Source organism: Plantactinospora sp. CNZ321 (genome assembly GCF_004217235.1).
Map to the genome: position 1 here is coordinate 4,755,979 of NZ_SHKQ01000001.1, position 25,348 is coordinate 4,781,326.

A 25,348-nucleotide genomic window follows, 5' to 3' on the forward strand; every position below is an offset into this window, starting at 1 on the left:
AGGCGACTCCCCGTTCGGCTGCTGACCGGCCAGCCCGGCGGGCACGTCGGAACCCAAGTTCCGAAGATGTTCCGGAAGCCGGTGAGGATGATCAGCGTCGACCACAACATAGCAGCCGGCTTCAATGTCGAACATGGGCAATCGGCGCTGGATGCCCTCGACCGCAGCTCCGGCCGAGGTCGGCCGGGTCGGGTACGCCGCGGCGGCCGGCCGGGTACGCCGCAGCCGCCGGCCGCCCCACCGGTGGCGAAGCGACCGGTCCCGGTGCCGGAGAGTTCCCGATCGACGGGCCGGCGGGGTCTGGCCGCATCCGGAAGTACCGGGTACTTTTCGGTCGATGATCCCGCTGCCGGCACCGGGAGCGCGGCTGATCGACGCGGTCACCGGTGAGACGTGCTCCGGAGCCCGGCTCGATACCGCGCTCGACGCCGTCGTCCGGGCCCTCGAACCGGTTCCGCCGGGCGTCGTGGTCTGTCCGCTGCCGCCCGAACTCCGCCCGGTGCTGCGCTATCTGGGCGCGTTGCGGGCCCATCGGCCGGTCGTCGTCTGGGGGGCGGGCATCGGAACCGGTCCGGTACGGGACCTGGTCGACCGGTTCGGCCCGGCCGCCGTACTCAATCTGGAGGCGCTGGCGGCACCCGGCGTTCCCGGGCCGGCCGGCGCCGACCCGCCACCGGGCTACCGGTCGGTGGAGCCGGCCGGGCTCGGGCCGACCTGGGTCCGGCGGGCCGGACCGGAGGTCCCGGCGCACGACCGGCTCGGCCTGCTGCTCGGCACGTCGGGATCGACCGGTCAGCCCCGGCTGGTCCGGCTGTCGACCGCCGGCGTGCTGGCCAACACCCGGGCGATCCGCACCGCCCTCGGGATCGGCCCGGACGACGTCGCCGTCACCACCCTGCCGCTGTGCTACTCCTACGGGCTCAGCGTGCTGCACAGCCACCTGCTCGCCGGCGCGACGGTGGTGCTGGACCGGCGGGGCGTACTCGACCAGGGCTTCTGGCGGGACGTCGACCGGTACGGCGTCACCTCGCTGGCCGGCGTGCCGCACACCTACGAACTGCTGGCCCGCAAGCCGTGGAGCCCGGAGCGCAGCCCGAGCGTCCGGGTGCTCACCACCGCCGGTGGCCGGCTTTCCAACGAGCTGGCCACCAGCTTCTCCACCGCGATGGCCGCACACGGTGGCCGGCTGTACATGATGTACGGCCAGACCGAGGCCGGGCCCCGGATCTGCGTACTGCCACCGGAGCGGTTGCCGGCCAAGCTCGGTTCGGTCGGCCCGCCGCTGCCGGGTACCCGGCTGTCGATCGAGCCCGATCCGGCCGGGCCGGGCGACCCGGGCAGCGGTGAGGTGCTGGTGCACGGGCCGGGCGTGATGCTGGGCTACGCCGAGACCGCAGCGGATCTCGGCCGGGGCGACGACCTGTGCGGCACGCTGCGCACCGGGGACACCGGCCGGCTCGACGACGACGGCTACCTGTGGCTCTCCGGCCGGCTGGGCCGGATCGGCAAGGCCTTCGGGGTCCGGGTGAACCTCGACGCCGTGGAACACCTGGTCGCGGGGATCGTCCCCGCCGCCGCCGTACCGGCCGGGGACCGGATCCAGGTCTTCTGCGAGAAGGCCGACCGGGAGCGGTTGGCGGCGGTGGTCGGCACGGTGACCGGGCGGCTCGGGCTGCACCGGCTCGGGGTGCTGGCCACGGCGGTCGACCGGCTGCCGCGCCGTCCGAACGGAAAAATCGACTACCGGTCGCTGGTCGAGTGACCGTCGGTCCCGAAAAAGCCGCTGGTCGTTGCGGACATTTTCCGGAAGGCTTGCTGATCGATCTTAGCTGATCTAATCTGACGCCGATGGTCCTGAGGCCACCCCTTCCGGCTGGTTGTGGTGGCATTTCACCAGGGGGAGGGCCCGGCCTTGACCTTGCCCAACCAGCGCGCGACAGACACCCTCCGGCCGATATCGGAACACTCGGCGACCGGCCTTATTTCCGAAAATTCTCGGTCACTCAACGTCAAGATGACCGGTGCCCGATGACGCTGACCGAGCGAGATCTGGTCTTCGGCGACATCCGGGTTCCCTACCGGTACGGCGCCGACTGCCTACCGGAACTGGTCGACACGGTCGCGGCCCGGCTCGCCGACGCCGACGCGGTGCTGGTGGTCGCCGACCGGCAGGTGAAGGACCACGCGGGCCGGCTGACCGTCCCGCTCGCCCGGCACCTGCGGGTCGAGACGTTCACCCTGGACGCGGTCGAGGCGCACAAGACGCTCTACTCCGTACAGGCCATCCTGGAGTACGCCACCGAACGGAAGCTCACCCGCCGCTCGGCGATCCTGGCGATGGGCGGCGGGACGGTCGGCAACGTCGCCGGACTCGCCGCCGCGCTGCTCTACCGGGGCACCCGGCTGGTGCACGCCCCGACCACCCCGGTCGCGGCGTTCGACGCGGTGATCTCGCTCAAGCAGGGGGTCAACCTGCCGGCCGGAAAGAACCTCTGCGGCGCCTACTTCCCGCCCTCGCTGATCGCCTGCGACCTGCGCTGGCTGAGTACCGTGCCGCAGGGCAACCTGCACACCGGTCTCGCCGAGATGGCAAAGAACATCCTGGTCGCGGTCCCCGGAGAACGCGAGCGGTTCGTCCGGGCGATGACCGAGCTGCGGCACCGCCCGATGGCCGCGCTGCGCGAGCTGCTGGAGATCGGGATCGAGGCCAAGCAGCCGTACCTGGTCGGCGATCCGCACGAGCGGGGCCCGGCCGTGGTCTTCGAGTACGGCCACACCGTCGGGCACGCCGTCGAGTTCGCCTCGGCCGGCGCGGTCGGGCACGGCGAGGCGGTCGCCTGGGGCATGCTCGTCGCGGCCGAACTGGGCCGCCGCAGGTACGGGCTGGACCAGGACACCGTCGAGGCACACCACGGGCTGACCGCGCTGCTCGGGCTGCCGGAGGCCGGCGACCGGTTCCGCCGGCTCGACCGGGCGGCCGTGCTGCGGGCGCTGACCGCCGACAACAAACGCGGCTACGCCGGCTGCGCGCCGGACGAGGTGCTGATGGTGCTGCTCGACGGCCCGGGCCGACCGGTGCGGGGCGAGGACGGGCGCCCGCTGGTGCCGGTACCCGTGGCAGAGGTGATGGGCGCCCTGGACACGGTGATCCGGGGCACGGGGGCCCGGGCGGCCTCCGGAGAGCGAAGTGGGGTGCCGAGGTGACGGAACGGGGTCTTTCGGTCGTCGTACCGGTCAAGGGCCGGGTCCACGAGACCCGGGCACTGCTGTCCAGCCTGCGCGAGGCCATCGCGTTCTGCCCGGAACCGGTGCAGGTGCTGGTGGTGGACGACTCGCCCCCGGCCGACGCCCGGCTGCACCGGGCCCAGTGCGCGGAGCACGACGCGAGGTACGTCCTCGGGCCCCGGCACGTCGGCGCCAAGCGCAACCTGGGGGTGCGGCTGGCAAACTACGATCTGGTGCTCTTCATCGATTCGGACTGCCTGGCCACCCCGGACCTGTTGCAGCGGCACCTGAAGACCCTGCGGGCCGCCCAGCCCGAGGTCGGCGCGGTGGCCGGACCGACCTACGTGGCGGGGGCGGAAACCGCCGTCTTCCGGGTGATGCGCCGCTCCCGGCTACTCAACGCCGCGTTCGAGTGGCCCGCCCGGTGCCGTCGGGTCGGCTGGGCCACGACCTGCAACCTGGCCGTCCGCAAGAACGCGTTCCAGTCCGTCGGCGGCTTCGCCGAACGCCCGTTGACCGTCGTCGGCGGCGAGGACGTGGACCTGGGAATCCGACTCACCGAGGCGGGCTGGACGATCGCCTGCGACCCGGCGGCGGTGGTCGTGCACGACAAGGGCAGTACCGACTCGCTCGGCACGGTGAGCCGGCGACTGGTCACCTACGGACGGTCCGGGCAGTGGCTGCTCGACGTCCACCCGAAGCGGGGCCGGCCCAAGCTGAACCGGGTCGGAGCGCTGATGATGGCCGCTGCGGCGGCGCTGCCCGGACTCCGGCGCTCCCGGGGGCGTACCGCCCTGCTGGTGCCGCTGGTCGCCGCCGTGCTCCTCGTCCGGGACACCCGCGAGCGGCTCGGCCCGACCGACCAATCGCCGGCCGCGATCGCCGAGGCCGCCGCCTGCGCCCTGCTCGACTGGTCCTTCGACCTCGGCGAGTTCGTCGCCGCGCTGCAGCTGGGGCGGCCGGACCGGATCTTCACCGGCTTCGGCTGGACCGACGACCCGGCGTTCGAGTGGGACGAGACACCGGACCGGCCGTACGGCGGATGACGCTGCCTGCGGAGCTGCCGTAGCCGGCATGAACCCGCGGATCACGCCCTTGTCCGCCGGTGAACCCCGTAGGGGGGCAGCTTCGGCAAAGTGCCTTGTCGTCCCGGGGACGGGTGCCTATCGTGCGAGGGTGCTTCCACGACCGCTGACGGTGACCTTCGATGCGCAGCACCCGGCCCGCCTGGCGCGGTTCTGGGCCGGCATGCTGTCCCGGGAGATCGTCGACGGGGCCGGTGGCCCGGTCCTGCCCGGCGAGGACGGACAGCTCGGTCTCAGGTTCGTGCCGAGCCGCGCGGGAAGGGTGGGGCTCAACTGGCTGCACCTCCATCTGACCAGCGACGACATCGGGCAGCAGCAGCGGGTGGCGACGGCCCTGGAACTCGGTGCCGGCCATCTCGATGTCGGGCAGCGCCCCGAGGAGGGGCACATCGTCCTGGCCGACCCCGAGGGCAACGAGTTCTGCGTGATCGAGCCCGGCAACGCCTTCCTTGCCGACTGCGGCCTGCTCGGAGAGCTCGCCTGCGACGGCACCCGGGAGGTCGGCCTCTTCTGGAGCGAGGCGCTGGGCTGGCCGCTGGTGTGGGACCAGAACCAGGAGACCGCGATCCAGTCACCACTGGGCGGCACGAAGGTCGCGTGGGGAGGCCCGCCGGTGGCCCCGAAGACCGGCCGGAACCGGCAGCGCTTCGAGCTCGTTCCGGCCGGCGGTGACCAGCGGATCGAGGTCGACCGGCTGGTGTCCCTCGGCGCCACCCGGCTGGAGGTCGCCGACGATGGCGCCGTGGTGCTGGCCGATCCGGACGGCAACGAGTTCTGCGTGCGACAGGACTGACCGCAGCCGGCCCGCCCGGTGCGTCCCGATCCCTGGCCACCCGACAACGGCGGTGGAACGTCGCATAGTGTCCGGGCGAGGCGGGTAGGGGCACGGCATGACCGGGGTCGATCGCACGCCGCCGCCCAGGGCGGAGAAGACGTTCTTCGGACAGCCACGGATGCTGGCGAACCTGTTCGGTGTCGAACTCTGGGAACGGTTCTCCTTCTACGGCATGCAGGGCATCCTGCTCATCTACCTGTACTACACAAGTGCGGAGGGCGGGCTCGGAATCAACCGGGACACCGCGACCAGCATCGTCGGGGCGTACGGCGGGCTGGTGTACCTTGTTCCGCACCGGGTTTGATGGAGACATCGAAACCTGGGAGGAACACTAGCGATGCCGGCACCGAAGAAGTACAGCGATGAGCTGCGTGAGCGTGCTACCCGGTTGGCGGTCGAGGCCCGCCGGGATCCGGCGTCCGCGGTCGGGGCGATCCGGCGGATCGCCGGTCAGCTCGGGGTTCATCCGGAGGCGTTGCGCACGTGGGTGAAGCAGGCCGAGACCGACGCCGGGCAGCGGCCGGGGACCACCAGCGGCGACGCCGAACGCATCGCCGCCCTGGAACGGGAAGTGCGTGAGCTGCGGCGGGCGAACCAGATCCTGAAGTCCGCGGCGAGTTTCTTCGCGGCGGAGCTGGACCGTCCGTCGCGATGAAGGTCGACTTCGTCGACTCCCAGAAGGCCGAACACGGTGTCCAGCCGGTCCTGCGGGCGCTCGAAGACACGCCGGCGCAGATCGCACCGTCGACCTACTACGCCGCCAAGACCCGCCCCGCCAGCGCCCGCTGTCGGCGCGACGAGGAGCTGACCGCGATGATCGAGCAGGTCCACACGGCCAACTACGGCGTCTACGGCGCCCGCAAGATCTGGCACGAGCTGCACCGCCAAGGGGTGCGGGTGGCCCGGTGCACGGTCGAGCGGCTGATGCGTGAGTCCGGGCTGCGTGGGCTGCTGCGCGACAAGTCGCCACGCACGACCCGCCCGGCAGCCGAGACCAGCCGCCCTGCTGACCTGGTCAGACGGGACTTCACCGCAGCCGGGCCGAACCAGCTGTGGGTCGCGGACCTGACCTACGTGCGCACCAGCGTGGGCTGGGTGTACGCCGCGTTCGTCCTCGACGTGCACTCCCGCATGATCGTCGGCTGGCAGGTGTCCACGAGTCTCTACACCGGTCTGGCCCTCGACGCGTTGAAGATGGCGATCTGGCGCCGCGAGAATCAAGGCGCTGACCTGGGCGGACTGGTCCACCACTCCGACCGGGGAGTCCAGTATCGAGCGATCCGCTACACCCAGCGGCTGGCCGAGGCCGGCGCCGTCGCCTCGGTCGGCTCCAAGGGCGACTCCTACGACAACGCCATGGCCGAGGCGTTCAACTCCCTGTACAAGGCCGAACTCGTCCGCAACAAAGGCCCGTGGCGTGGACTCGACGACCTGGAGATGGCCACCGTCGAGTACATCGACTGGTACAACAACCGGCGCCTACACGGCGAGCTCGGGCACGTCCCGCCCGCCGAGCACGAGGCACTACACGCGATGACCCAGCCGGTCACCGCACCCCTGGAAACCAGCTAACCAACTCTCCATCAAACCCGGGGCTTGACACCTCTCCACCGTGCTCGGCGCCTGGCTGGCCGACCGGCTGTTCGGTGCCGAGCGGGTGCTGTTCTACAGCGCGATTCTGGTCATGCTCGGCCATCTCTCCCTGGCGGTGCTGCCCGGGCTGATCGGGGTGGGCGTCGGCCTGATCCAGATCGCGCTCGGCAGCGGAGGCGTGAAGGCCACCGCGACCTCACTCGTCGGATCCCTCTATGCCGAGGATGATCACCGCAGGGACGCCGGCTTCTCGCTGTTCTACCTCGGCATCAACCTCGGTGCCCTGGCCGGGCCGCTGGCCACCGGTCTGCTGCAGAAGAGCGTCGGCTTCCACTACGGGTTCGGCCTGGCCGCCGTCGGCATGGTGGCCGGGCTGACGCAGTACGCGCTCGGCCGTGGCCGGCTGACCGGCGCCGCCCGGGAGGTGCCCAATCCGCTGCCCGCCGCACGCCGGCCACTGGTCGCGGTCGGTGCCGCGATAGCGCTCGGGCTCGTCGCCGTACTCGTCGTCGCGGGAATGCTCCCGGCGCGGCGGTTGTCCGCGATCGTCGTCGTCCTGAGCGCGCTCGCCGCGGTGGCGTACTTCGTGGTGATCCTGACCAGCAGGGCGATCACCGGGACCGAACGGCGGCGGGTGTTCGCGTTCATCCCGATGTTCGTCGCCAGCACGGCCTTCTGGTCGCTGTACCAGCAGCAGTTCACCGTCGTCACCATCTATTCGGACACCCGGCTGGACCGGCACATCCTCGGTTGGCAGATGCCGGTCTCCTGGGTCCAGTCGATCAACCCGGTCTTCATCATCCTGCTCGCCGGCCTGTTCACCGCGCTGTGGACCAGACTCGGGCCGCGCCAGCCGTCGGCCCCGGTCAAGTTCGCCGCCGGTACGATCCTGATGGGCCTGGCGTTCCTGCTCTTCCTGCCGCTGGCCGGCGGTGGTCCGAACAGTGCGCCGCTGCTGGCGCTGGTCGGCATCCTGTTCGGGTTCACCGTCGCCGAGCTGCTGCTGTCGCCGGTCGGCCTGTCGCTGTCGACCAAGCTTGCCCCCCGAGCGTTCCACACCCAGATGGTCGCGCTGTTCTTCCTCTCGGTCGCCCTCGGCACCGCCCTGTCCGGCACCCTCGCCGGTTACTACGACGAGTCGCACGAGACCGCCTACTTCGGCGTTCTGGGTGGTGTCGCGATCGCGCTCGGCATCGTCCTCGCCATGCTCAGCCCGCTGCTGCGCCGGCTCATGGGCGGCGTCCGCTGAGCCGGGCCCGGCCGGTCGGGGCGATACTGGCCGTGCCGAGCCCGACCCGCCAACACCTGGGACCCGACCGGAAGGAGACGCCGGATGCCCGGCCTCATCGAGGACTACGCCGTGATCGGTGACCTGCAGACGGCCGCACTGGTCGGCCGCGACGGCTCGATCGACTGGCTGTGCCTGCCCCGCTTCGACTCACCCGCGTGCTTCGCCGCCCTGCTGCACGACGACAGCGCCGGGCACTGGCGTATCGCCCCGGCGGCCGGCGGGCACGCCACCCGGCGTCGCTACCGGGGCGAGACCCTCATCCTGGAAACCGAATGGGAGACCCCGGAGGGCTCGGTCCGGGTCATCGACTGCATGCCGCCGCGAGGCCGGGCCGCCGACGTCGTACGTATCGTCGAAGGGCTCTCCGGTGCCGTGCCGATGCGGATGCAGATGCGGCTGCGGTTCGACTACGGCCAGGTCGCACCCTGGGTCCGCCGCCACGGCGGCGATCTCGGCGCGATCGCCGGACCGGACGCCGTGTGGCTGTCCACCGACACCGAACTGGGCGGGACCTCCCGATCCACCATCGCGGACTTCACCGTACGCGCCGGACAGCGGGTGCCGTTCGTGCTCACCTACCGGCCGTCGCATCTGCCCCGTCCGGAACCGGTGGACGCCTACCGGGCGGTGGCGGAGACCGAACAGTTCTGGACCCAGTGGATCGGCCACTGCAGCTACCGGGGACGGTGGCCGGAGGCGGTACGCCGTGCCCTGATCACCCTGAAGGCGCTCACCTACGCTCCGACCGGCGGCATCGTCGCCGCAGCCACCACCTCGCTGCCGGAGCAACTCGGCGGTCCCCGCAACTGGGACTACCGCTACTGCTGGCTGCGGGACGCCACCTTCACCCTCCAGGCGCTGCTCGGCACCGGCTTCGCCGAGGAGGCAAAGGCATGGCGGGAGTGGTTGCTGCGGGCGGTCGCCGGGGACCCCGCCAAGCTACAGATCATGTACGGTCTCGACGGCGCCCGCCGGCTGCCCGAGTACACGATCGACGAGCTCTCCGGCTACGAGGGCGCCAAACCGGTCCGGATCGGTAACGCCGCCGCCGACCAGTTCCAGCTCGACGTCTGGGGAGAGGTACTGGAGGGCATGCACCTGGGCCGCGAGGCCGGGATCGACCCGATGGAAACCGCCTGGGAGGTGCAGCGGGAGCTGCTCGACTTTCTCGAAGGAAACTGGCGTCGGCCCGACAACAGCCTCTGGGAGGTACGCGGCCCTCGCCAGCAGTTCGTCCACTCCAAGGTCCTCGCCTGGACGGGGTTCGACCGGGCGATCGCCGCCGTGCGACACCACGGCCTGGACGGGCCGATCGATCGGTGGCGCGCGGTGCGGGACGAGATCCACACCGAGGTCTGCCAGCGCGGCTTCGACGCGGACCGCAACACGTTCACCCAGTTCTACGGCTCCCGAGGGCTCGACGCCGCGCTGCTGCTCCTACCCCGGGTGGGCTTCCTGCCCTGGGACGACCAACGCATGATCGGCACGGTCGACGCCATTCAACGGGAACTCTGCACCGACGGTTTCGTGCTGCGCTACCACCCTCAGCAGGACGAGAATGTCGACGGCCTGCCGGGCACCGAGGGCGCCTTCCTGGCCTGCACCTTCTGGCTGGTCGACGCCCTACACGGGATCGGCCGCCAGGAGGAGGCCACGGCGCTCTTCGGGCGGCTGCTCGACCTCCGCAACGACGTGGGGCTGCTGGCCGAGGAGTACGACCCGGTGACTGGGCGCCACCTCGGCAACACCCCGCAGGCCTTCAGTCTCGTCGGCCTGGTCAACTCGGCGCGCCAACTGAGCGGCACCACCACCCGCACCTCGGCGAGCGCCGAGGAACAGCACGCGCATGCCTAGTGAACCGCTGGTGCCCCGCGTCGCTGCCCGCTGACCATCTCAGCCACCGGGGCGTCGCGGTGCGGCGACACCCCGCACGAACGGCTCGGCCGGATGGGGAAGACTGGGAGGCATGACTGACCTCGGCGCCCCGAAGGCCGCGCTGCGACACTACCTGCAGGCGACTCGCGAGGACCTGATCTGGAAACTGGACGGGCTGAGCGAGCGCGAGGCCAGGATGCCCCGCACCGCGACCGGCAACAACCTGCTGGGGGTCCTCAAGCACTGCCTCCATGTCGAAGCCGGCTACTTCGGGCCCACCTTCGGGCGAGAGTTCCCGACACCTGAGGAACTGGTACCCGTGCAGGCGTACGAGGAGGACCCGCAGGCGGACTGGTACGCATCGGAGGACGAGACGAAGGATGGGCTGATCGACCTGTATCGGCGGGTCGGGGTCTTCGCGGATCGGACGATCGAACAGCTACCGCTCGACGCGCCCGGGCGGGTGCCGTGGTGGCGGCCAGGTCGGCAGGACGTCACGCTGCACCGGGTCATCGTGCACGTGATCTGCGACATCACCCGGCACGCCGGTCAGGCCGACATCATGCGCGAGCAGCACGACAGCGCGGTCGGCTTGCGGCGGGAAAACACCAACGTCCCCGACGACTACGACTGGCCGGCGTACGTCACCAAGCTGACGAAGCTCGCCGACCGGTTCGGTTAGCCACCCGGTCCCGTCGCCGGTCTCCTCGTCGATCCTTCAGCCGCGGTATCCAACCCGATCGGCCGCAGAACGGATACCGCGAGGTGAGACCGCCGCCAGATCGAGTTTCGGCGTGGCACGATCGAGGCGGTAATGCACCCCAATCCCCGGGAAGCTGGGGGCCGGCGGCCTGCACGGGGCACCGGGGCGGCCACCCGGCGGCTCAGCAGGCGGCCCGGACGATCTCTCGTGCCGCACGGGCGCGCTCCTCGTCGTAGGGCCGGTGCAGCTCACGCGCGAGCTCGATGGTTCGGTCGAGCAGCGCCAGCGCCTCGGCACCGCGCCCCGCCGCGCGGCACGTCTCGGCGTAGGTGTGCAGAAAGTCGATTTCCATCTGCACCTCGGCCAACGGTTCCAGGAGCTCGAAGGCGCGCCGGTGGTGTTCGAGCGCCCGCTCGGGTGAACCCATGATCCGCAGCGCGACACCGAGGTAGTTGTGACACCACGCCTGGTTGTGTCGGAGATCGTGCTGTTCGGACAGGTGTAACGCCTCGTGCAGCGTGCGCAGCGACTCCGTCGGGTCGTCCGCCGCCAGCGCGACGCCGAGGGTGACCAGCCCGGTGATCTGGGCCGGCCCCTCGGCCAGCGCGACCGAGGCCCGGGCCAGCTCGACGGCTTCGCCGGGCCGCCCGAGGTGGAGTGTCACCCATCCGTCGAAGGCCAGCGCCTGGGACTGCCCCGGTCGACGCCCGGTCTTCTCGAACAGCTGGCGGGCCCGCCGAAAGTGCGCCTGTGCCGCCTCGAGGTCGCCGAGATCCCGGCGCACGAAGCCGGTGCGCAGGGCCAGCGCCCCGGCGAGGTCGTCATCCGGTCCCGACCGCTCGGCCAGTTCGTAGGCGGCGAGCGCCTCGGTGAGGCGGCCGGCGGCGGCGTGGGTGTGACCGAGGTCCGCGAGGAGCGCGGCGCGCTCCCGGTCGCGGCCGAGACGTGCCGCCGCAGCCGCCGCGGCTTCGAGCAGGCGTGCCTGGTCGTCGGTTCCGCGGTGCCGGAAAAACCAGACGCGCATGGCCTGCGGCAGCTCGGCCACCACCTCGTCCTGGCCAAGCCGCACCGCGGCGTCGAAGCAGGCGACCAGGTTGACGTACTCGAGGTCGAACCAGGCCATGGCCTGCGCCGGATCTCCCGGCGAGGGTTGCGGGCGGTGCGGCGAGGGCAGTGTCCGATCGTGCGCGACGGCCTGCGCCAGGTAGTGCGTCAGGGCCCGGCGCAGGGCGGCTTCGGCCCGCGGCTCCTCGTCGGCGGCGACGTCCGCCGCGTACTGCCGGATCAGGTCGTGCATCCGGTACCGCCCCGGCGAGGGCTCCTGGACCAGGTGGGCGTCGACCAGCTCCTCCAGCGCCGCGCCGACCCGGTCCGGCGGCATCTCGGTCAGCGCGCCCACCACCGCCGCGTCGAAGTCGGCGCCCGGCAGCACACCGAGCAGTCGGAAGGTACGGCGCTGCACGGCGTCGAGCTGCTGCAGGGACATGCCGAAGACGGCGTCGAAGCGGCCGGGGGTGACGCGCAGCCGCTCGGCGAGCACCGCCACGGTCCAGCCGGGGCGGTGCCGGAGCCGGGCACCCGCCATCCGCAGCGCCAGCGGTAGCCCGTCGCACTGCCGCAGCACCTGGCCGACCGCCTCCTCCGCGCCGAGTGCGAGCCCGGCCGCCCGGCCGAACAGCTGCGCCGCGTCGACGTCGGTCAGTGGCGCCAGGGACACCGGCGGCACCCCGTCCAGGCTGACCAGCCGTTGCCGGCTGGTGATGAGGACCGCCGATTTGCCCGCGCCGGGAAGCAGCGGACGTACCTGCTCCGCGTCGACCGCGTTGTCGAGGACCACGAGCACTCGTCGCCGGGACAGCTCCGACCGCCAGAGCGCGGTGCGTTCCGGGGTGCCGGCCGGGGCGTGCGGGACGTCCAACGCGCCCAGCAGCCGGCCCAGCGCGGTGTGCGGCTCCAGCGGCTCCTGGCCCGGGGTGAAGCCCTGAAGGTCGAGGTAGAGCCCGCCGTCTGGATATGCCGGGGCGAGCCGATGGACCACATGCACGGCCAGGCTGGTCTTGCCCACGCCCGCCATGCCGTCGATCGTGACCGCGCCGGCGCTGCCCAGGATCTCCTCGACCAGCGCGGACTCGGCCTGCCGGCCGGTGAAGTCGAAGAGGTCGGCCGGCAGGTCGTTGCGACGCGGGGCGGGTGCCGGGCCGGCTTTGGTCGCCTCGACCCAGACCGGTCGCAGCGGCCGGGGGTCGCGGCCCACGGCCCGGCACAGCGCCACGACGGCCTGCCAGGGCGGCACGAGCCGGCCGGTCAGGTAGCGGGACAGCGACGAGCTGCTCAGACCGGTCTGGCGGGCGAGGGCGCGCAGGCTGAGTCCGCTCAGCTCCTTGATTCGGGCGAGCTGAGCCACCAGTCGATCCTGGGGGCCGGACACCTGCGACACCGTACCCTGTCCCGCCGCGCCGACGACGGATCGGTGGGGTGTTTGCGCTGGTAGCGGGGGTGCGGGCTGTCCCACGGTGTCCCACGGGCCGGGCGGATGCCGGTGCGCCGATGGTCGGATGACTCCGGTCAGCGACACGCCCGGCTGAACGCCGAGGGACGGGCGCTGCGGGACGAAGGAGAAGAGATGTCGACCGAGCGCATGCCGAACCCGGCGGTCCTGCTCCCGGAGGCGATGGAGGCCCTGATGGCGGTCAACCGGGCCGTCGTGGATGCCGGGCTGGACGGCCGGCTGTTGGCCCTGAGCCACCTGCGAGCCAGCCAGATCAACGGCTGCGGCCCGTGCGTGGCCGGGGGCGCCCACCAGGCCCGGCGGCACGGCGCGACCGACGAACAGGTGTACGCCGTCGCCGCCTGGCGGCAGACCCCCTGGTTCAGCGCCGAGGAGCGTGCCGCGCTGGCGCTGACCGAGGCCGTGACCCGGCTCGCCGACCGGCCGGATCCGGTGCCGGACCCGGTATGGGACGAGGCCGCCACGCACTTCGACCAGAAGGAACTGGCCGCGCTGCTGCTCAACATCGCGATCGCCAACGCGTTCAACCGGCTCAACGCACCGACCCGGCAGCCTGCCGGCAGGTGGTGACCGGGTTCCACCGGACAGTACCCCGCGACCAGTACCACCCGACGCCGAACGATCACAGACAGGAAGGTTTGTCATGTCGACCAGGACCAGGACCACCGCCACGAACGGTGGACAGCGCGACGGTTTCACCGAGCAGGAGCGGGCGGCGTTGAAGGAGCGCGCCCGGGAGTTGAAGGCGGGCGCTCGGCGGGGCGCCAAGGCCGACCCGGAGGGCGACGTACTCGCGAAGATCGCCGACATGTCGGGGTCCGACCGGGTGATCGCCGAGCGACTGCACGACGTGATCAAGGCCGACGCGCCGGGCCTGCGGCCGAAGCTCTGGTACGGAATGCCCGCGTACGCCCTCGACGGCAAGGTGGTCTGCTTCTTCCAGAGCGCGGCGAAGTTCAGGACCCGGTACGCGATGCTCGGCTTCAGCGCCGAGGCGAAGCTCGACGAGGGCGACATGTGGCCGACCTACTTCGCCCTGACCGAGCTGACCGCCGACGAGGAGGCGAGGATCGGCGCGCTCGTGCGGCGGGCGGTTGGCTGAGGGCCGCCAGCCGGCACACGGCCGTGCCGGGGGGCCGCCGGCTGCACCGCCGGTCGCCGGTGGACCGGCGGTGCAGCGGGACCGGTCAGTTGAGTGGTTCGACCCAGATGTTCCGGTAGAAGAGGTTGGGGCCGGGGTCGCCGTGGTCCTGGAGACGGATCGGGCCCACCGAGGGCCCCTCCGGGGCTCCGCCGCCGGTCGGCCCGTCGATCTCGGCGTTGTCGTGCACGGTGACGCCGTTCCACACGACGGTCACCCTGGCGTTCTCCGTCTTGGCCCCGGACGGGCCGAACCGGGCGGCGCGGAATGTCACGTCGTAGGTCTGCCAGGTCTGTGGTGCGGTCGCGGCGTTCACCCTCGGCGCCAGCTTCTCGTAGATGGCGCCGCACTCGTTGGTGGCCGGGTGGTGTCGCCGTACGAGTCGAGCACCTGCAACTCGTACCGGTCCTGGAGATAGATGCCGCTGTTCGCCCGGGCCTGCCCGGTGACGTCGGAAGGCAGGTTCGGCAGCCAGAACTCGACGTGCAGCCTGAAGTCGCCGAAGCTCTGCCGGCTCCAGACGTCGCCGCCGGACACCTCCACTCCGCCGTTGCCCAGAGGCCAGGTCGGGGCGGCCCCGTTCGCCTGCTGGAAGTTGTTCATGGTGGTCCCGTCGAAGAGCGTGATCCGGTCGGCACCGCCGGAGCCGTACACCTCGAACTCGTAGATCCGGGCCGCGTTGTCGGTGCTGCTGGTCGGCGCGCTCACGGCGAGCCGGACGTACCCCGCCTGGGCGGCCGGGATGTCGTGCGTGGTGACGTTCGCCGTGTTGCCGGTGACGCTCGCGACGTGCTCCAGGCCGTACCGTCGGTGCTGACCTGGACGGCGAAGTCCCGGGTGTTCCAGGCGACGTTCTCACCGCCGGCACCCGCGTGCCGGAGCACGACCCGGTGCACGCTCCGGACGACGCCGAGGTCGACCCGCAACCACCGGTTCGACCCCGACGAGCACCACTTGTCGAGGTTGCCCGAGGTGGTGGTGCCGTTGACGGCCTTCGCCGGGCGCTCCGTCGCCGAGCAGGAACTGTCCGCCGTGGCCGGCTTGCCGAGTGCGAGGTTCACCGGTGGCGTCTGGCCGGGATGGCGTTGAGGGTGTACCAGACCTCGGTGCTCCACAGCGCCTGGCCGTCGCTCGCGCTGAACGGCCGGGGCGAGCGGACGTGTACCACCCGGCCGGCCTTGAGTCCGTCGACGACCAGGGTGACCTTCCGGCCGTCCGCCGACAGCGTCGCCGAGGAGACCGGCAGCGTCTCCTCGTCCACTTTCGGCCCGCCGTAGGCGGCGGTCGGGACGTACCGCCACTGCTTTACCCGGTACTTCGAGGCCAGCCCGGTCGCGGTCGCCGCCGAGATCGGCTTGGTGTACTCGATCTCGAACCCGTTCGACCGGGCCCGCATCGCCAGCATGTCGAAACCGGTACTGCCGTTCGGGGTGATCTTCTGTAGGCCGTGGCTCAGCTTGCCCTCCTGGCCCCAGTTTCCGCCACCGTGCAGGCCGCCGGTGTAAAGGGCGCCGTCCGGGCCGACGCTGACCTCGGAGACGCCGGCCTCCAGCCCCTGGGTCATCCGGAACAGCGCGCCCTGGTACTCACCGTTGACCTTCTCCAGGTACGCCCGCTGGAGGCCGCCGTACGTCACGTCGCCGATCGCCATCTGTCCGGCGAAGACGCCCTCGGTCATCATCACCGGCGTGCTCGGCGAGTTGCCGATCTCGTTCTGCGGGAACCAGATGACCGGTGGGGTCACCGGGTTGTCGTCGAACGGCCCGGCCGGGTTGAGGTAGTGGTTGAAGAACCGGTCCTGCTTGATGTGCAACAGCTTGGACGCCGGCTGGTAGCCACCCTGGTTGTCGGTGACGAAGAGCCCCTTCTCCGGCCCCCAGCCGATGCCGTGCGGGGTGCGCAGCCCGCCCGCGAGGTACGACACCGCGCCGGTGCTCCGGTTCACCTTGATGGTGGTGCCCCGGTTTCCCGCCGGCTGCGGGTTCGTGGTGGCGCCGCCGTAGTTGATCGACACCGAGAGGTTCAGGTAGAAGAACCCGTCGGCGTAGAGCAGCCCGAACCCGAACTCGTGGAAGTTCCCGCCGAACGGCCAGGTGGCGACGGTCCGGTAGGTGTCGGTCACCCCGTCGCCGTCGGTGTCGTTCAGTTCGGTCAACCGGTGCTTCTCCGACACGTACATCCTGCCGTCGACGACCTTGATGCCCATCGGCTCCCGGAGCCCGCTGGCCACCCGGGTCCGGGTCACCTGGGCCGGGCCGGTGTTGCCGGTGACGTTGTCCAGCAGCCAGACCTCGCCGGCGGTGGTCAGCGAACCGCCCCAGGTCAGCACCGCGAGGCGTCCATCCGGAAGCCAGTCGAAGCCGGTCACCTGCGGCTCGAAGCCGCTGGGCCGCAGGTTCGTCAGGGTGTAGCCGGGATGTACGGCGTTCAGCGGCAGCCCGTCACCGGGCGAGTCACCGCTGGCCTCACACTCCTTGCGGCCGGGCGCGGTCACCCGGACGACACCGGCGTCGGTGCTCAGCACCGAGTTGGGCACGGTCACGAACGACGTCGAGCCGGGCGTGCGCCACTGCAGCGTCAACTGTTGGCCGCCGTCGCGCTCGAAGTGGTCGATCCGCAGCGAGTGGTAGCCGGTGGTGAGGACGACGGTGCCGTCCTTCGGGTCCGGTCCGTGCAGCCCGTCGTGGTCGACGACCACGGCGTCGTCGACCAGCAGCCGCGACCCGTCGTCGCTGATCAGCCGGAAGGTGTAGCTGCCGGCCTGGGCGATGTTGAGGTTGCCGAGCGCCTGGGCCAGGAAATGGTCCTCGAAGCCGAAGTCGGCCGCGCTCGTCCAGTCGACCACCGGCATCAACCTGTCCACGTTGGGGGTCTGCGCGGCCTTGAGGGTGCAGAGGTTGTTCAGCGGCACCTGCAGGTCGAACACTCGCAGGGTGACACCGGGCTCCTGCGGCGGCGGGGCGGCCGTGGCGGCGCCGGCAGGCAGGCACACCGCGGCGACGGCGAGCAGGGCCATGACCGAGCCCAGGATGGGTAGACGCGCGCGTCGGGGTGGTGGGAACACGTTTCCTCCCAGGGGTGAGCGGGACGATGGCGCACCGTCACGGCACGGCAGACCGCTCGGCGGCGCGCGCCGTGATGGCCGACCGGGACGATGGGTCCGATGGCTGACCGGGCACGCCGCTGCCTGGTGGGCAAACCCTACGATCGTTATGTTTAGATGTCCAGATGTTTCATCGCCGATCCCCCAACTTTCATAACGTTCGACAAAAGTTCGGGTCGTGTCGACACGATGTCAGTGTCAAAAATCCGTCGGAGCTGGTGTTGGCGTTCGCGCCAATTTCAGCGCCGGGCGCTGCGGGCGTGTCGGGCTGAGCTCGCCCTACGGTCCATCCATGCCCTCCGGTCGCCCCGACGTCACCACCGGCCGGCCGGCCGGATCGCCGCTGCGCCTCGGAAGCACCGGAACCGCCGCTTCTGATCCGGAGGTACCCGATGCGCACGACGGACCGCCGCACAGCGACCCCGCCCGACCCGGCGCCGCCGGACTCGGTCCTGCCGGAACTGCGGGAGATGTGGTGGGAGACCGGAGTGCGGGCACGGGCCCAGGCGGGCCTGTTCGCCGTCTTCGCCGAACTCCCCCGCCTGGTCTGGGCCGCACTCGTGGTGAGCTGGCGGGCCGACCGGGTCCGCACGTCGGTGGTGGCGGCCACGACGGTGAGCGCGGGGGTGATGTCCGCGTTCGGACTGCTCGCCGCCCAGCGGGTGCTGGTGGAGCTGTTCGCTGGCGGACCCACCGGGGACAAGGTGATGGCGGCCCTGCCCGCGCTGGTCGCGCTCGCCGCGGTGACCACACTGCGGGCGGGAATGGCGACCGCGATGGGGTACGCGCAGAACGGGCTCGCTCCGAAGGTGGACCGGGAGGTGGAACGAGGGTTGTTCGAGGTGACCACCGCGGTCCGGCTGGAGGCGTTCGACGCCGACGCGTTCGCCGACGACATGGAGCGCGCATCCCGTGGCGCGGACTCCACCACCGACCTGGTGCAGTCGTCGATGAACCTGCTCGCCGGGCTGGCCGGACTGCTCGCCGTGGCGGTCGCCGTCGTCGTGGTCCACCCGCTGCTGCTGGTGGCGCTGCTGGTCGCGACGGTGCCCAACGCATGGGCGGCACTGCGGGCCGGTCACCTGCGGTACCAGACCTACGCGGCCGGCTCGGTCCGTCGGCGCCGGCTCTGGCTGCTGCACCGCCTGATGGCCGAGCGGGCGTCGGCACCGGAGCTGCGGGCGTACGGGCTGCGCCGGTTCCTGCTCGACCAGTACGACCGGGTGATGGGGGTGGAGACCGCCATCCAGCTCGCCCTGGCCCGGCGGGTCACCACGACCACCACCGTCGGGGCGATGGTCGGCGGCATCGCGACGGCCGCGGTCTACGTCCTGCTCGGGCTGCTGCTCGTCGACGGCCAGATCCCGCTCGCCGCCGCGGCGACCTGTGTGATCGCCGTGCAGTCCGCGCAACGCTCCCTGTCCGTGGTCACCTTCCAGGTGGACCGGGTGTACACCGAGGGCCAGCACTTCCGCGACTACACCGGCTTCATGAACCGGGCCGCCGAGTACCTCCCGCCCACCGGGGTGACGGCGACGCACGCCGCAGCCGGCGGCCGGCTGCGTGAGATCACGACAGCCGGCGGCCGGCTGCGTGAGATCACCGTGGAGGCGGTCAGCCTGCGCTACCCCGACCGGGGCAACCCGGCCGTCGACGGCGTGAGCCTCACCATCGGTGCCGGGCAGACGGTGGCCTTCGTCGGCGAGAACGGCTCCGGCAAGTCGACCCTCGCCGCCGTGATCGCCACCCTGCGCACCCCGACCGGCGGAACGGTCCGCTACAACGGCCGGCCGCTGCGGGACTGGGACATCGACGAGCTACGCGCCCGGATCGCGGTCGTCACCCAGGACTACCACAAGTGGCCGTTCACCGCCGCGACCAACATCGCGATCGGTGGCATCGCCACCGATCCCGACCAGGACCGCATCGAGGCCGCGGCCGCCCGCGCCGTCGCGCACGACATGATCCGTGAGCTGCCACACGGGTACGACACCCTGCTGGACCGCACCTTCGCCAACGGACAGGACCTCTCCGGCGGGCAGTGGCAGCGCATCACCGCCGCCCGCGGCTTCCTGCGCGACGCTGACCTGCTGATCATGGACGAGCCCTCGTCCGCCCTCGACCCGCGGGCCGAGAACGCACTGTTCCAGGCCATCCGCGACCGGCAGGGCCGGGCCAGCACGATCCTGATCACCCATCGGCTGGCCAACGTGCGCCACGCCGACCGCATCTACGTGCTGCACCACGGCCGGCTGGTCGAGGCCGGCACCCACGACGAACTGATGGCCACCGGCGGCCGGTACGCCGAACTGTTCGCCCTGCAGGCCGCCGGTTACGACGCCGGCCCGGCTGCCCCGGCGGCGCTGCCCCTGGAGACGGAGACCGCGTCGGCGTGAGGGCCCGCCCGCCGGGCGAGATCACGGCCGTCCGTCGGCCCGGACTCCGGTCCAGCGCAGATCGCCCCGGAGGTGGCTGAGGTCGTTGAACATCACCAGGGTGGGTGCCAGGCCGGTGCGGTACTCGATGACCGTGAGTCCCGTGTTGGCGCTGTCCAGGCTGAGCCACCGGACCGGCGGGGCCTGCAGCGCAGCGCGGACCAGCCAGGCGATCGGGTACGCGTGCGTGATCAGCACCTCGTAGCTGTCCGGGCGGCCCGGCTCCGGCACCGTCGCGAACCGGGCCAGCAGCGCGTCGGCCAGGCCGCTGCCCGAGGTGGCCTCCGCCTCGTCGTAGCCGTCGAAGAAGCCGGCCCAGCCCCGGGGCATCTCCGCCGGGCCGGGCACGTACGGCACGTGGTCGACGAGTTCGGGGGCTTCGGCCACCGGCACCCCGGGCAGATGTCGGGCCAGTTCGTGGGCGCTGGCCGTGGCCCGGGGCAGCGGCGAGTGCCAGATGTGGTCGATCGGCAGGCCGGCGAGTCGCTCGCCCAGCAGGGCCGACTGCCGGCGTCCGGCGTCCTTGAGTTCGCCGAACGCGTCCGCCGCGCCGTGTCGCGCCACGTACAGGTGTCGAGTCGCCACGGCAGGAACCTACCCGGCGCCCCGCTCCGCGCCGCGCGGGATACCCAGCGTCGAGAGCAGGTCCTCGTGCAACTCCATCCAGACGGCGTGACACGAGGCGACACCGACGCCGGCCACCCACTGCCGCCGCCCCGCCCGGGCGTGTGCCAGGGCGGCGGAGTACCGCTCGTCGTACCCGCCGAATCGGGCCAGTACCGCGGCCAGCCCGGCGACCAGCCGGGTCAGGTCCCCGGAGAGCGTGGCGAGTTCGTCGAGGACCCGGCCGTCCCACTCCGGGTCGCTGTGGTCGTTGGCCGCCAGCCGGTCGTCCCGGCTGGGTCGCAGCTGCCAGTCGGTGCAGGCCTGCACCAGGCGTCCGTTGCGGGACTCGAACTCCTGGTGCGCCCGCTGCACGACGGTCCGGGCACCGGCCCGGTCCAGCTCCTCGGCGAGCCTCCTGGAATCCTCGGCCCGGCCCCGCTCGGTGAGCGTCCACCCACCGGTACCCGCGAACTCCGCGTGCGTCACCCAGCCGTAGGCCTCGTAGTCCTTCAGCAGTTCGGAGACCGTCTCCTGGTCGAGGCCGGTACGCCGGGAGACGGTGGCGTCGTCGGCCATCCCGGTCACCCGGACGGCGTGCAGGACGAGCAGGTCCGGCGTTGAGGCGTGCGTCATGGCAGTGAGCATTTAGGTCCGTACGCCGGACGTCAACGCTGGCACCCGCCCGGGGTAGAGTCGGCGGAGATATCCGGTCCGGGAGCGGTCCGGCAGGGAGAAGCGGTGCTCATCGACCTGGCTGACGCCGAATCCGCGACATCCGGCGGTAAGGCCGCCGTGCTTGCCCGGCTCCTCGGGGCGAGACTGCCGGTACCGCCCGGGTTCGTGGTGCCGACGGCCGCCTACGAGAAGGCGGTCGCCGGACTCGATCTCGCCGACGCCGGCACCGCGCGGCGGCTGATCGAGCGGCTGCCCCTCGCCCCCGCGCTGGTCGACTCGATCTCCGGCGCGCTCGACCGGCTCGTCGGAGCCCCGGGCGAGGGCTACGTCGCCGTCCGTTCCTCGGCGAGCGGCGAGGACACCGCCGAGGCCACGGCGGCGGGACAGCACGACACCGTCCTCGGAGTCCGCGGGTCCGGCCCGGTGGCCGAAGCCGTACGCCGCTGCTGGGCCTCCCTGTGGTCCGAGCGTGCCGTCGCCTACCGAAGCCGGCGGGCGGCGGCGGTCTCCACCGGCGCGCCGACGGTCGCCGTGCTGGTGCAGCGCCTGGTGGACGCCGACGTCGCGGGGGTGATGTTCACCGGGACGGACATCCGGATCGAGGCGTCGTGGGGGCTGGGCGCCAGCGTCGTCGGTGGCCTGGTCACCCCGGACTCGTGGACGGTGTCCGGCGACACGCTCGCGCACCGGTCGCTCGGCGGCAAGGACCGGCGGATCGACCGGGTGGGCAGCCGGGTCGTCACCCGCGAGGTGCCGTCCGCCGACCGGCAGCGCTGCTGTCTCACCGACGAGGAGGTCGTCCGGCTCGCGAAACTGGGTCGCGACACGGCGGACCTGCTGGGCGGGGCGCAGGACATCGAATGGGCGATCGCCGACGGCCGGATCTGGCTCCTCCAGGCCCGCCCGGTCACCGCCGCACCGCCGAGCGCCGCACCGCCGAGCGCCGCGCGGCCGACCGCTGCACCATGGACCGCTGCACCATCGAGCGCGCCGTCGGGCCGTACGGCGGAGGGCACCGCCCTGACCGGTACCCCCGGTAGCCCCGGCGTCGCCGTCGGACCGGCGCGCGTGGTCCACGGCCCCGGCGACTTCGGCCGGGTACGCCCCGGCGACGTTCTGGTGTGTCGGACCACCGACCCGGCCTGGACACCGCTGTTCGGCGTGGTCGCCGCGGTGGTCACCGAGACCGGCGGCCTGCTCTCGCACGCCGCGATCGTGGCGCGCGAGCAGGGCCTGCCGGCCGTGCTGGCGGTTCCGGGCGCGATGACGGCCCTGCCGGACGGCGCGGCGGTCGAGGTCGACGGGAGCGGCGGTCGCGTCGGGCTGACAGGGTAGGTCGGGCATCCCGGCCAACGGTTGAGACGGGCCCGCGAGCAGGTCCTCGCGGGTCGGACGGTACCCCGGCCCGACGTCCGGGCCACCGGTTCGAGTGAGATGGTGCGATGACCTTCACGACCAGGCCAACCCTGCAGGGGACCTTCGGCATGGTGTCCTCGACACACTGGCTCGCCAGCCAGACGGCGATGGGAGTCCTCGAACGCGGCGGCAACGCCTTCGACGCGGCGGTCGCCGCCGGATTCGTCCTGCACGTCGTGGAACCGCATCTGAACGGTCCGGGCGGTGAGGTGCCGGCCATCGTGGCGACGGTCCGGGACCCGGCCCCGAGGGTGCTCTGCGGGCAGGGTCCGGCGCCGGCCGGCGCCACCATCGCGCACTTCCGGTCCCTCGGGATGGCACTCGTCCCCGGCTCCGGCCCGCTCGCGGCGGTGGTACCCGGCGCCGTCGACGCCTGGCTCCTGCTGCTGCGCGACCACGGCACGCTCCGCCTCGCCGACGTGCTGGAGCCGGCGATCGGGTACGCGGGCGCCGGCCACCCGCTGGTCGGTCGGGTCGGCGAGACCGTGGCAGCCGTACAGTCCCTGTTCGAGGAGGACTGGCACACCTCCGCCGCGCTCTGGCTCCGCAACGGCAGCCCCCCGATGGCGGGTGAGATGTTCGCCAACCCGGCCTACGCCCGGACGCTGCGGCGGCTGGTCGACGCCGGCCGGACGGTCGGTGCCGACCGGGAGACTGAGATCGAGGCCGCGCGCCGGGCCTGGCGCGAGGGTTTCGTCGCGGATGCGGTCGACCGGTTCAGCCGGATACCGTTCCAGGACTCCAGCGGGCGCCCGCACGCCGGCCTCGTCACCGGTGCGGACATGGCGGCCTACGCGGCGAGTTGGGAGGAGCCGGTCACCCTCGACTGGCACGGCTACTCGGTGGCGAAGACCGGCTTCTGGGGGCAGGGACCGGTGCTGCTGGAGACGCTGTCGATCCTCGACGCGCTGGACGACCCCCGGGGGTACGAGCCGGCCACCGCGGCCGGCATCCACGCACAGGTCGAGGCGCTCAAGCTCGCGTTCGCCGACCGCGAGGCGTGGTACGGCGACGGCGACGTACCGGGCAAGCTCCTCCTCTCCGCCGGGTACGCGCGGGATCGGGCGGCCCTGATCAGCGCACGGGCGTCGACCGAACTGCGGCCGGGGCGGCCCGGCGGCGCCGAACCACGGCTGCCCGCCCGGGTCGTCGCCGGTGCCGCGCGGCGGGCCGGTCTGGACGCCACGACGGGGGAACCGACGGTACGGGCGGACGGGGTGACCCGGGGCGACACCTGCCACCTCGACGTGGTCGACCGCTGGGGCAACATGATCTCCGCGACCCCGAGCGGCGGCTGGCTGCAGAGCTCCCCCACCATTCCGGAACTCGGCTTCCCGCTGGGCAGCCGGCTCCAGATGTTCTGGCTGGAGGAGGGGCTCGCCTCCTCGCTGGCCCCCGGTCGCCGGCCGCGTACCACGCTGAGCCCGACCATGGTGCACCGCGACGGCGAACCCGTACTGGCCTGTGGCACACCCGGCGGTGACCAGCAGGACCAGTGGCAGTTGCCGTTCCTGCTGCGCCATCTCGTCGGCGGTCAGTCGCTCCAGGAGGCCATCGACGCACCCGCGTGGCACACCGTCAGCCTGCCCAAGTCCTTCTATCCCCGTGACATGGAGCCCGGCGTGCTGGTGGTGGAGGAGCGGCTGGACCGGGACGTCCTGGCCGCGCTGCGCGGGTACGGGCACGAGGTACGGCTCTCCGGCCCATGGAGCCTGGGCCGGCTCTGCGCCGTGGCCCGCGACCCGGGCACCGGCCTGCTCTCGGCGGGAGCGAACCCGCGTGCCATGCAGGGGTACGCCTGCGGCCGTTAGGCCGGGCGGCCGTCGGTCCTGTGGCAGCTGGCCCGGACGGTGACCTACCGCGAAGATCGTCAAGGTTGGACTGTCGGTAGGCTTGGCGGTGCCGTGGTGCGCCTGGAATCCAGCGCCAAGGAGGCCCCGCCGTTCCCACAAGGGACAGCGGGGCTGACGCGGGCAGGACGCCCATCCGGGCTCGAACCGCCGGGACGCCACCGCTGCCCGCTTCCACCGGCCGGACCTTGTAACATTGCCGCGGTTCTTCAGTCGGCTGCTGAAACGAGACGACATGCGGTGGTTCCGGCGTCTGCTGGGCAGGGGGCAGATCCAGCACGATCCGGTCCGGCAGGAGGCGCTCCTGACGGACCTTCGGCACCGGTTCGGCGCTGGCGCGCAGGTCCGGTACGCCGACCAGGCCAACGCGGTCACCCAGCTGTTGGACGGGGACGACGGGCTGCTGGTGGCGGCCCGGGTCATCCGGGAGTTCGCCGACGCGGCCCACGCGGACCTGCTCGCCCAGGCCACCGAGCTGTACCGGCGTACCGGTCGCCGGCTCGTGGTCGACCGCCGGAACTACCGGCCGCTGTGGCGGGAGGCCGGACCGCAGCTGCGGTGGCCGCTGCTGGCGCTGCCGGGCGGCTTCCACCCGTACGTGCAGGTGGCCGGGGCGGTCACCATCCTCGGGACCCGGGCGCCTCGGCTGGTGCGGATGACCGACCCGAGTCTGCTGCTGCGACACGTGTTCGAGGTGCTCGACCTCACCGCCGCCGGCTGGGAGTACGGCCGGATCCGGGCCGATGTCGACGCCGCCGCCCTGGCCAACCGGTTGATCTCGACCGCGCAGCAGATCCGCGCGGCCATGGACGATCCGCCCCGGCTGCCGCCTCCGGCCCGGGAACTGATGCGGCGCAACAACAACATCGACGTCTACGACCCCACCGGTCACCGGGTGGTGAGCGCGATCAATCTGGGCGCGGAGATGAGACCGGCCCTGCTCGCCTGACTGTTCCGGGGTGCCGTGGGTAAGTGCACCTCGCGGACGGGCCCTCGTGGGCAACGG

At 72.0% G+C, this 25,348-nt stretch carries 19 protein-coding genes and 2 pseudogenes; 15 read left to right on the plus strand and 6 right to left on the minus strand.

Translation table 11 applies throughout. From position 1 onward, the window contains the following. The first annotated feature begins 337 nt into the window (after positions 1-337). The 9 genes and pseudogenes from EV371_RS20660 (at position 338) to EV371_RS20700 (ending at position 10,586) form a co-directional block, all read left to right on the plus strand. Positions 338-1,762, plus strand: coding sequence for an AMP-binding protein (locus EV371_RS20660; protein ID WP_130463508.1), 1,425 nt, complete (start codon positions 338-340; stop codon positions 1,760-1,762). A 266-nt stretch (positions 1,763-2,028) separates the two neighbouring features. Continuing rightward, positions 2,029-3,204: a 3-dehydroquinate synthase family protein gene (locus EV371_RS20665; protein WP_165436767.1), complete on the plus strand. Its 1,176-nt coding sequence runs from the start codon at positions 2,029-2,031 to the stop codon at positions 3,202-3,204. Beyond that, positions 3,201-4,271 (plus strand): glycosyltransferase, encoded by a 1,071-nt coding sequence (locus EV371_RS33495; protein WP_165436768.1) that lies wholly within the window; start codon positions 3,201-3,203, stop codon positions 4,269-4,271. Before EV371_RS20665 ends, EV371_RS33495 begins: the two co-directional genes overlap by 4 nt. 130 nt (positions 4,272-4,401) lie before the next feature. Continuing rightward, positions 4,402-5,103 (plus strand): VOC family protein, encoded by a 702-nt coding sequence (locus tag EV371_RS20675; protein WP_130463510.1) that lies wholly within the window; start codon positions 4,402-4,404, stop codon positions 5,101-5,103. A 97-nt stretch (positions 5,104-5,200) separates the two neighbouring features. Then, the gene (locus tag EV371_RS20680) at positions 5,201-5,449 is read left to right on the plus strand and encodes an MFS transporter (protein ID WP_486484719.1); all 249 of its coding nucleotides are present in this window, start codon (positions 5,201-5,203) and stop codon (positions 5,447-5,449) included. A gap of 33 nt (positions 5,450-5,482) precedes the next feature. Further along, positions 5,483-6,717 (plus strand): annotated as a pseudogene (locus EV371_RS20685) (IS3 family transposase). 40 nt (positions 6,718-6,757) lie between these two features. Continuing rightward, positions 6,758-7,987, plus strand: a complete 1,230-nt coding sequence (locus tag EV371_RS20690; protein WP_130463511.1) for an oligopeptide:H+ symporter — start codon at positions 6,758-6,760, stop codon at positions 7,985-7,987. An 84-nt stretch (positions 7,988-8,071) separates the two neighbouring features. Next, the gene (locus tag EV371_RS20695) at positions 8,072-9,883 is read left to right on the plus strand and encodes a glycoside hydrolase family 15 protein (RefSeq protein ID WP_130463512.1); all 1,812 of its coding nucleotides are present in this window, start codon (positions 8,072-8,074) and stop codon (positions 9,881-9,883) included. A gap of 112 nt (positions 9,884-9,995) precedes the next feature. Then, positions 9,996-10,586 carry a DinB family protein gene (locus EV371_RS20700; RefSeq protein ID WP_130463513.1) on the plus strand — a complete coding sequence of 197 codons (591 nt, stop codon included), beginning with the start codon at positions 9,996-9,998 and terminating at the stop codon, positions 10,584-10,586. Between the two features lie 202 nt (positions 10,587-10,788). Here the strand turns inward: EV371_RS20700 and EV371_RS20705 are convergent, their stop codons facing one another. Continuing rightward, a complete protein-coding gene (locus EV371_RS20705; RefSeq protein ID WP_486484720.1) occupies positions 10,789-13,035 on the minus strand; it encodes an ATP-binding protein in 2,247 nt (748 codons plus the stop codon). Between the two features lie 195 nt (positions 13,036-13,230). Between EV371_RS20705 and EV371_RS20710 the strand changes: the two genes are divergently transcribed. Both EV371_RS20710 and EV371_RS20715 read left to right on the plus strand, forming a co-directional pair. Next, positions 13,231-13,686 (plus strand): carboxymuconolactone decarboxylase family protein, encoded by a 456-nt coding sequence (locus EV371_RS20710; protein WP_130463515.1) that lies wholly within the window; start codon positions 13,231-13,233, stop codon positions 13,684-13,686. Positions 13,687-13,759: 73 nt separating this feature from the next. Next, positions 13,760-14,218 carry a DUF1801 domain-containing protein gene (locus EV371_RS20715; protein ID WP_130463516.1) on the plus strand — a complete coding sequence of 153 codons (459 nt, stop codon included), beginning with the start codon at positions 13,760-13,762 and terminating at the stop codon, positions 14,216-14,218. Positions 14,219-14,303: 85 nt separating this feature from the next. On the opposite strand, the pseudogene EV371_RS34460 reads toward EV371_RS20715, so the two are convergent. The 3 genes and pseudogenes from EV371_RS34460 to EV371_RS20730 all read right to left on the minus strand — a co-directional run bounded on the left by EV371_RS34460 (position 14,304) and on the right by EV371_RS20730 (position 17,273). Continuing rightward, positions 14,304-14,860 (minus strand): annotated as a pseudogene (locus EV371_RS34460) (3-keto-disaccharide hydrolase). Positions 14,861-14,961: 101 nt separating this feature from the next. Next, complete coding sequence (locus EV371_RS34465) at positions 14,962-15,318, minus strand: discoidin domain-containing protein (RefSeq protein WP_486484721.1); 357 nt, start codon at positions 15,316-15,318, stop codon at positions 14,962-14,964. After that, positions 15,315-17,273 (minus strand): PA14 domain-containing protein, encoded by a 1,959-nt coding sequence (locus EV371_RS20730; protein ID WP_130463517.1) that lies wholly within the window; start codon positions 17,271-17,273, stop codon positions 15,315-15,317. Before EV371_RS20730 ends, EV371_RS34465 begins: the two co-directional genes overlap by 4 nt. A gap of 479 nt (positions 17,274-17,752) precedes the next feature. Between EV371_RS20730 and EV371_RS20735 the strand changes: the two genes are divergently transcribed. Next, a complete protein-coding gene (locus EV371_RS20735; protein ID WP_130463518.1) occupies positions 17,753-19,756 on the plus strand; it encodes an ATP-binding cassette domain-containing protein in 2,004 nt (667 codons plus the stop codon). A 21-nt stretch (positions 19,757-19,777) separates the two neighbouring features. Here EV371_RS20735 and EV371_RS20740 read toward each other — a convergent pair whose 3' ends face one another. Next, entirely contained in the window at positions 19,778-20,380 is a 603-nt protein-coding gene (locus EV371_RS20740; protein ID WP_130463519.1) for a histidine phosphatase family protein, read from the minus strand. A 9-nt stretch (positions 20,381-20,389) separates the two neighbouring features. Continuing rightward, positions 20,390-21,034, minus strand: coding sequence for a transcriptional regulator (locus tag EV371_RS20745; RefSeq protein ID WP_207230557.1), 645 nt, complete (start codon positions 21,032-21,034; stop codon positions 20,390-20,392). Between the two features lie 105 nt (positions 21,035-21,139). On the opposite strand from EV371_RS20745, the gene EV371_RS20750 reads away from it, so the two are divergent. The 3 genes from EV371_RS20750 to EV371_RS20760 all read left to right on the plus strand — a co-directional run bounded on the left by EV371_RS20750 (position 21,140) and on the right by EV371_RS20760 (position 25,291). After that, positions 21,140-22,411 carry a PEP/pyruvate-binding domain-containing protein gene (locus tag EV371_RS20750; RefSeq protein WP_130463521.1) on the plus strand — a complete coding sequence of 424 codons (1,272 nt, stop codon included), beginning with the start codon at positions 21,140-21,142 and terminating at the stop codon, positions 22,409-22,411. A 107-nt stretch (positions 22,412-22,518) separates the two neighbouring features. Further along, positions 22,519-24,303 (plus strand): gamma-glutamyltransferase family protein, encoded by a 1,785-nt coding sequence (locus EV371_RS20755; protein ID WP_130463522.1) that lies wholly within the window; start codon positions 22,519-22,521, stop codon positions 24,301-24,303. Between the two features lie 274 nt (positions 24,304-24,577). Beyond that, positions 24,578-25,291 carry a hypothetical protein gene (locus tag EV371_RS20760; RefSeq protein ID WP_130463523.1) on the plus strand — a complete coding sequence of 238 codons (714 nt, stop codon included), beginning with the start codon at positions 24,578-24,580 and terminating at the stop codon, positions 25,289-25,291. The last annotated feature ends 57 nt before the right edge of the window (positions 25,292-25,348 follow it).

Bases quoted from the DNA above. Each gene is read 5' to 3' on its own strand.
- EV371_RS20755 (WP_130463522.1), top strand. From the start codon at position 22,519: ATGACCTTCACGACCAGGCCAACCCTGCAGGGGACCTTCGGCATGGTG.
- EV371_RS20760 (WP_130463523.1), top strand. From the start codon at position 24,578: ATGCGGTGGTTCCGGCGTCTGCTGGGCAGGGGGCAGATCCAGCACGAT.
- EV371_RS20660 (WP_130463508.1), top strand. From the start codon at position 338: ATGATCCCGCTGCCGGCACCGGGAGCGCGGCTGATCGACGCGGTCACC.
- EV371_RS20695 (WP_130463512.1), top strand. From the start codon at position 8,072: ATGCCCGGCCTCATCGAGGACTACGCCGTGATCGGTGACCTGCAGACG.
- EV371_RS20745 (WP_207230557.1), bottom strand. From the start codon at position 21,034: ATGACGCACGCCTCAACGCCGGACCTGCTCGTCCTGCACGCCGTCCGG.
- EV371_RS20735 (WP_130463518.1), top strand. From the start codon at position 17,753: ATGCGCACGACGGACCGCCGCACAGCGACCCCGCCCGACCCGGCGCCG.
- EV371_RS20730 (WP_130463517.1), bottom strand. From the start codon at position 17,273: ATGGCCCTGCTCGCCGTCGCCGCGGTGTGCCTGCCTGCCGGCGCCGCC.
- EV371_RS20680 (WP_486484719.1), top strand. From the start codon at position 5,201: ATGACCGGGGTCGATCGCACGCCGCCGCCCAGGGCGGAGAAGACGTTC.
- EV371_RS20710 (WP_130463515.1), top strand. From the start codon at position 13,231: ATGTCGACCGAGCGCATGCCGAACCCGGCGGTCCTGCTCCCGGAGGCG.
- EV371_RS20715 (WP_130463516.1), top strand. From the start codon at position 13,760: ATGTCGACCAGGACCAGGACCACCGCCACGAACGGTGGACAGCGCGAC.
- EV371_RS20665 (WP_165436767.1), top strand. From the start codon at position 2,029: ATGACGCTGACCGAGCGAGATCTGGTCTTCGGCGACATCCGGGTTCCC.
- EV371_RS20700 (WP_130463513.1), top strand. From the start codon at position 9,996: ATGACTGACCTCGGCGCCCCGAAGGCCGCGCTGCGACACTACCTGCAG.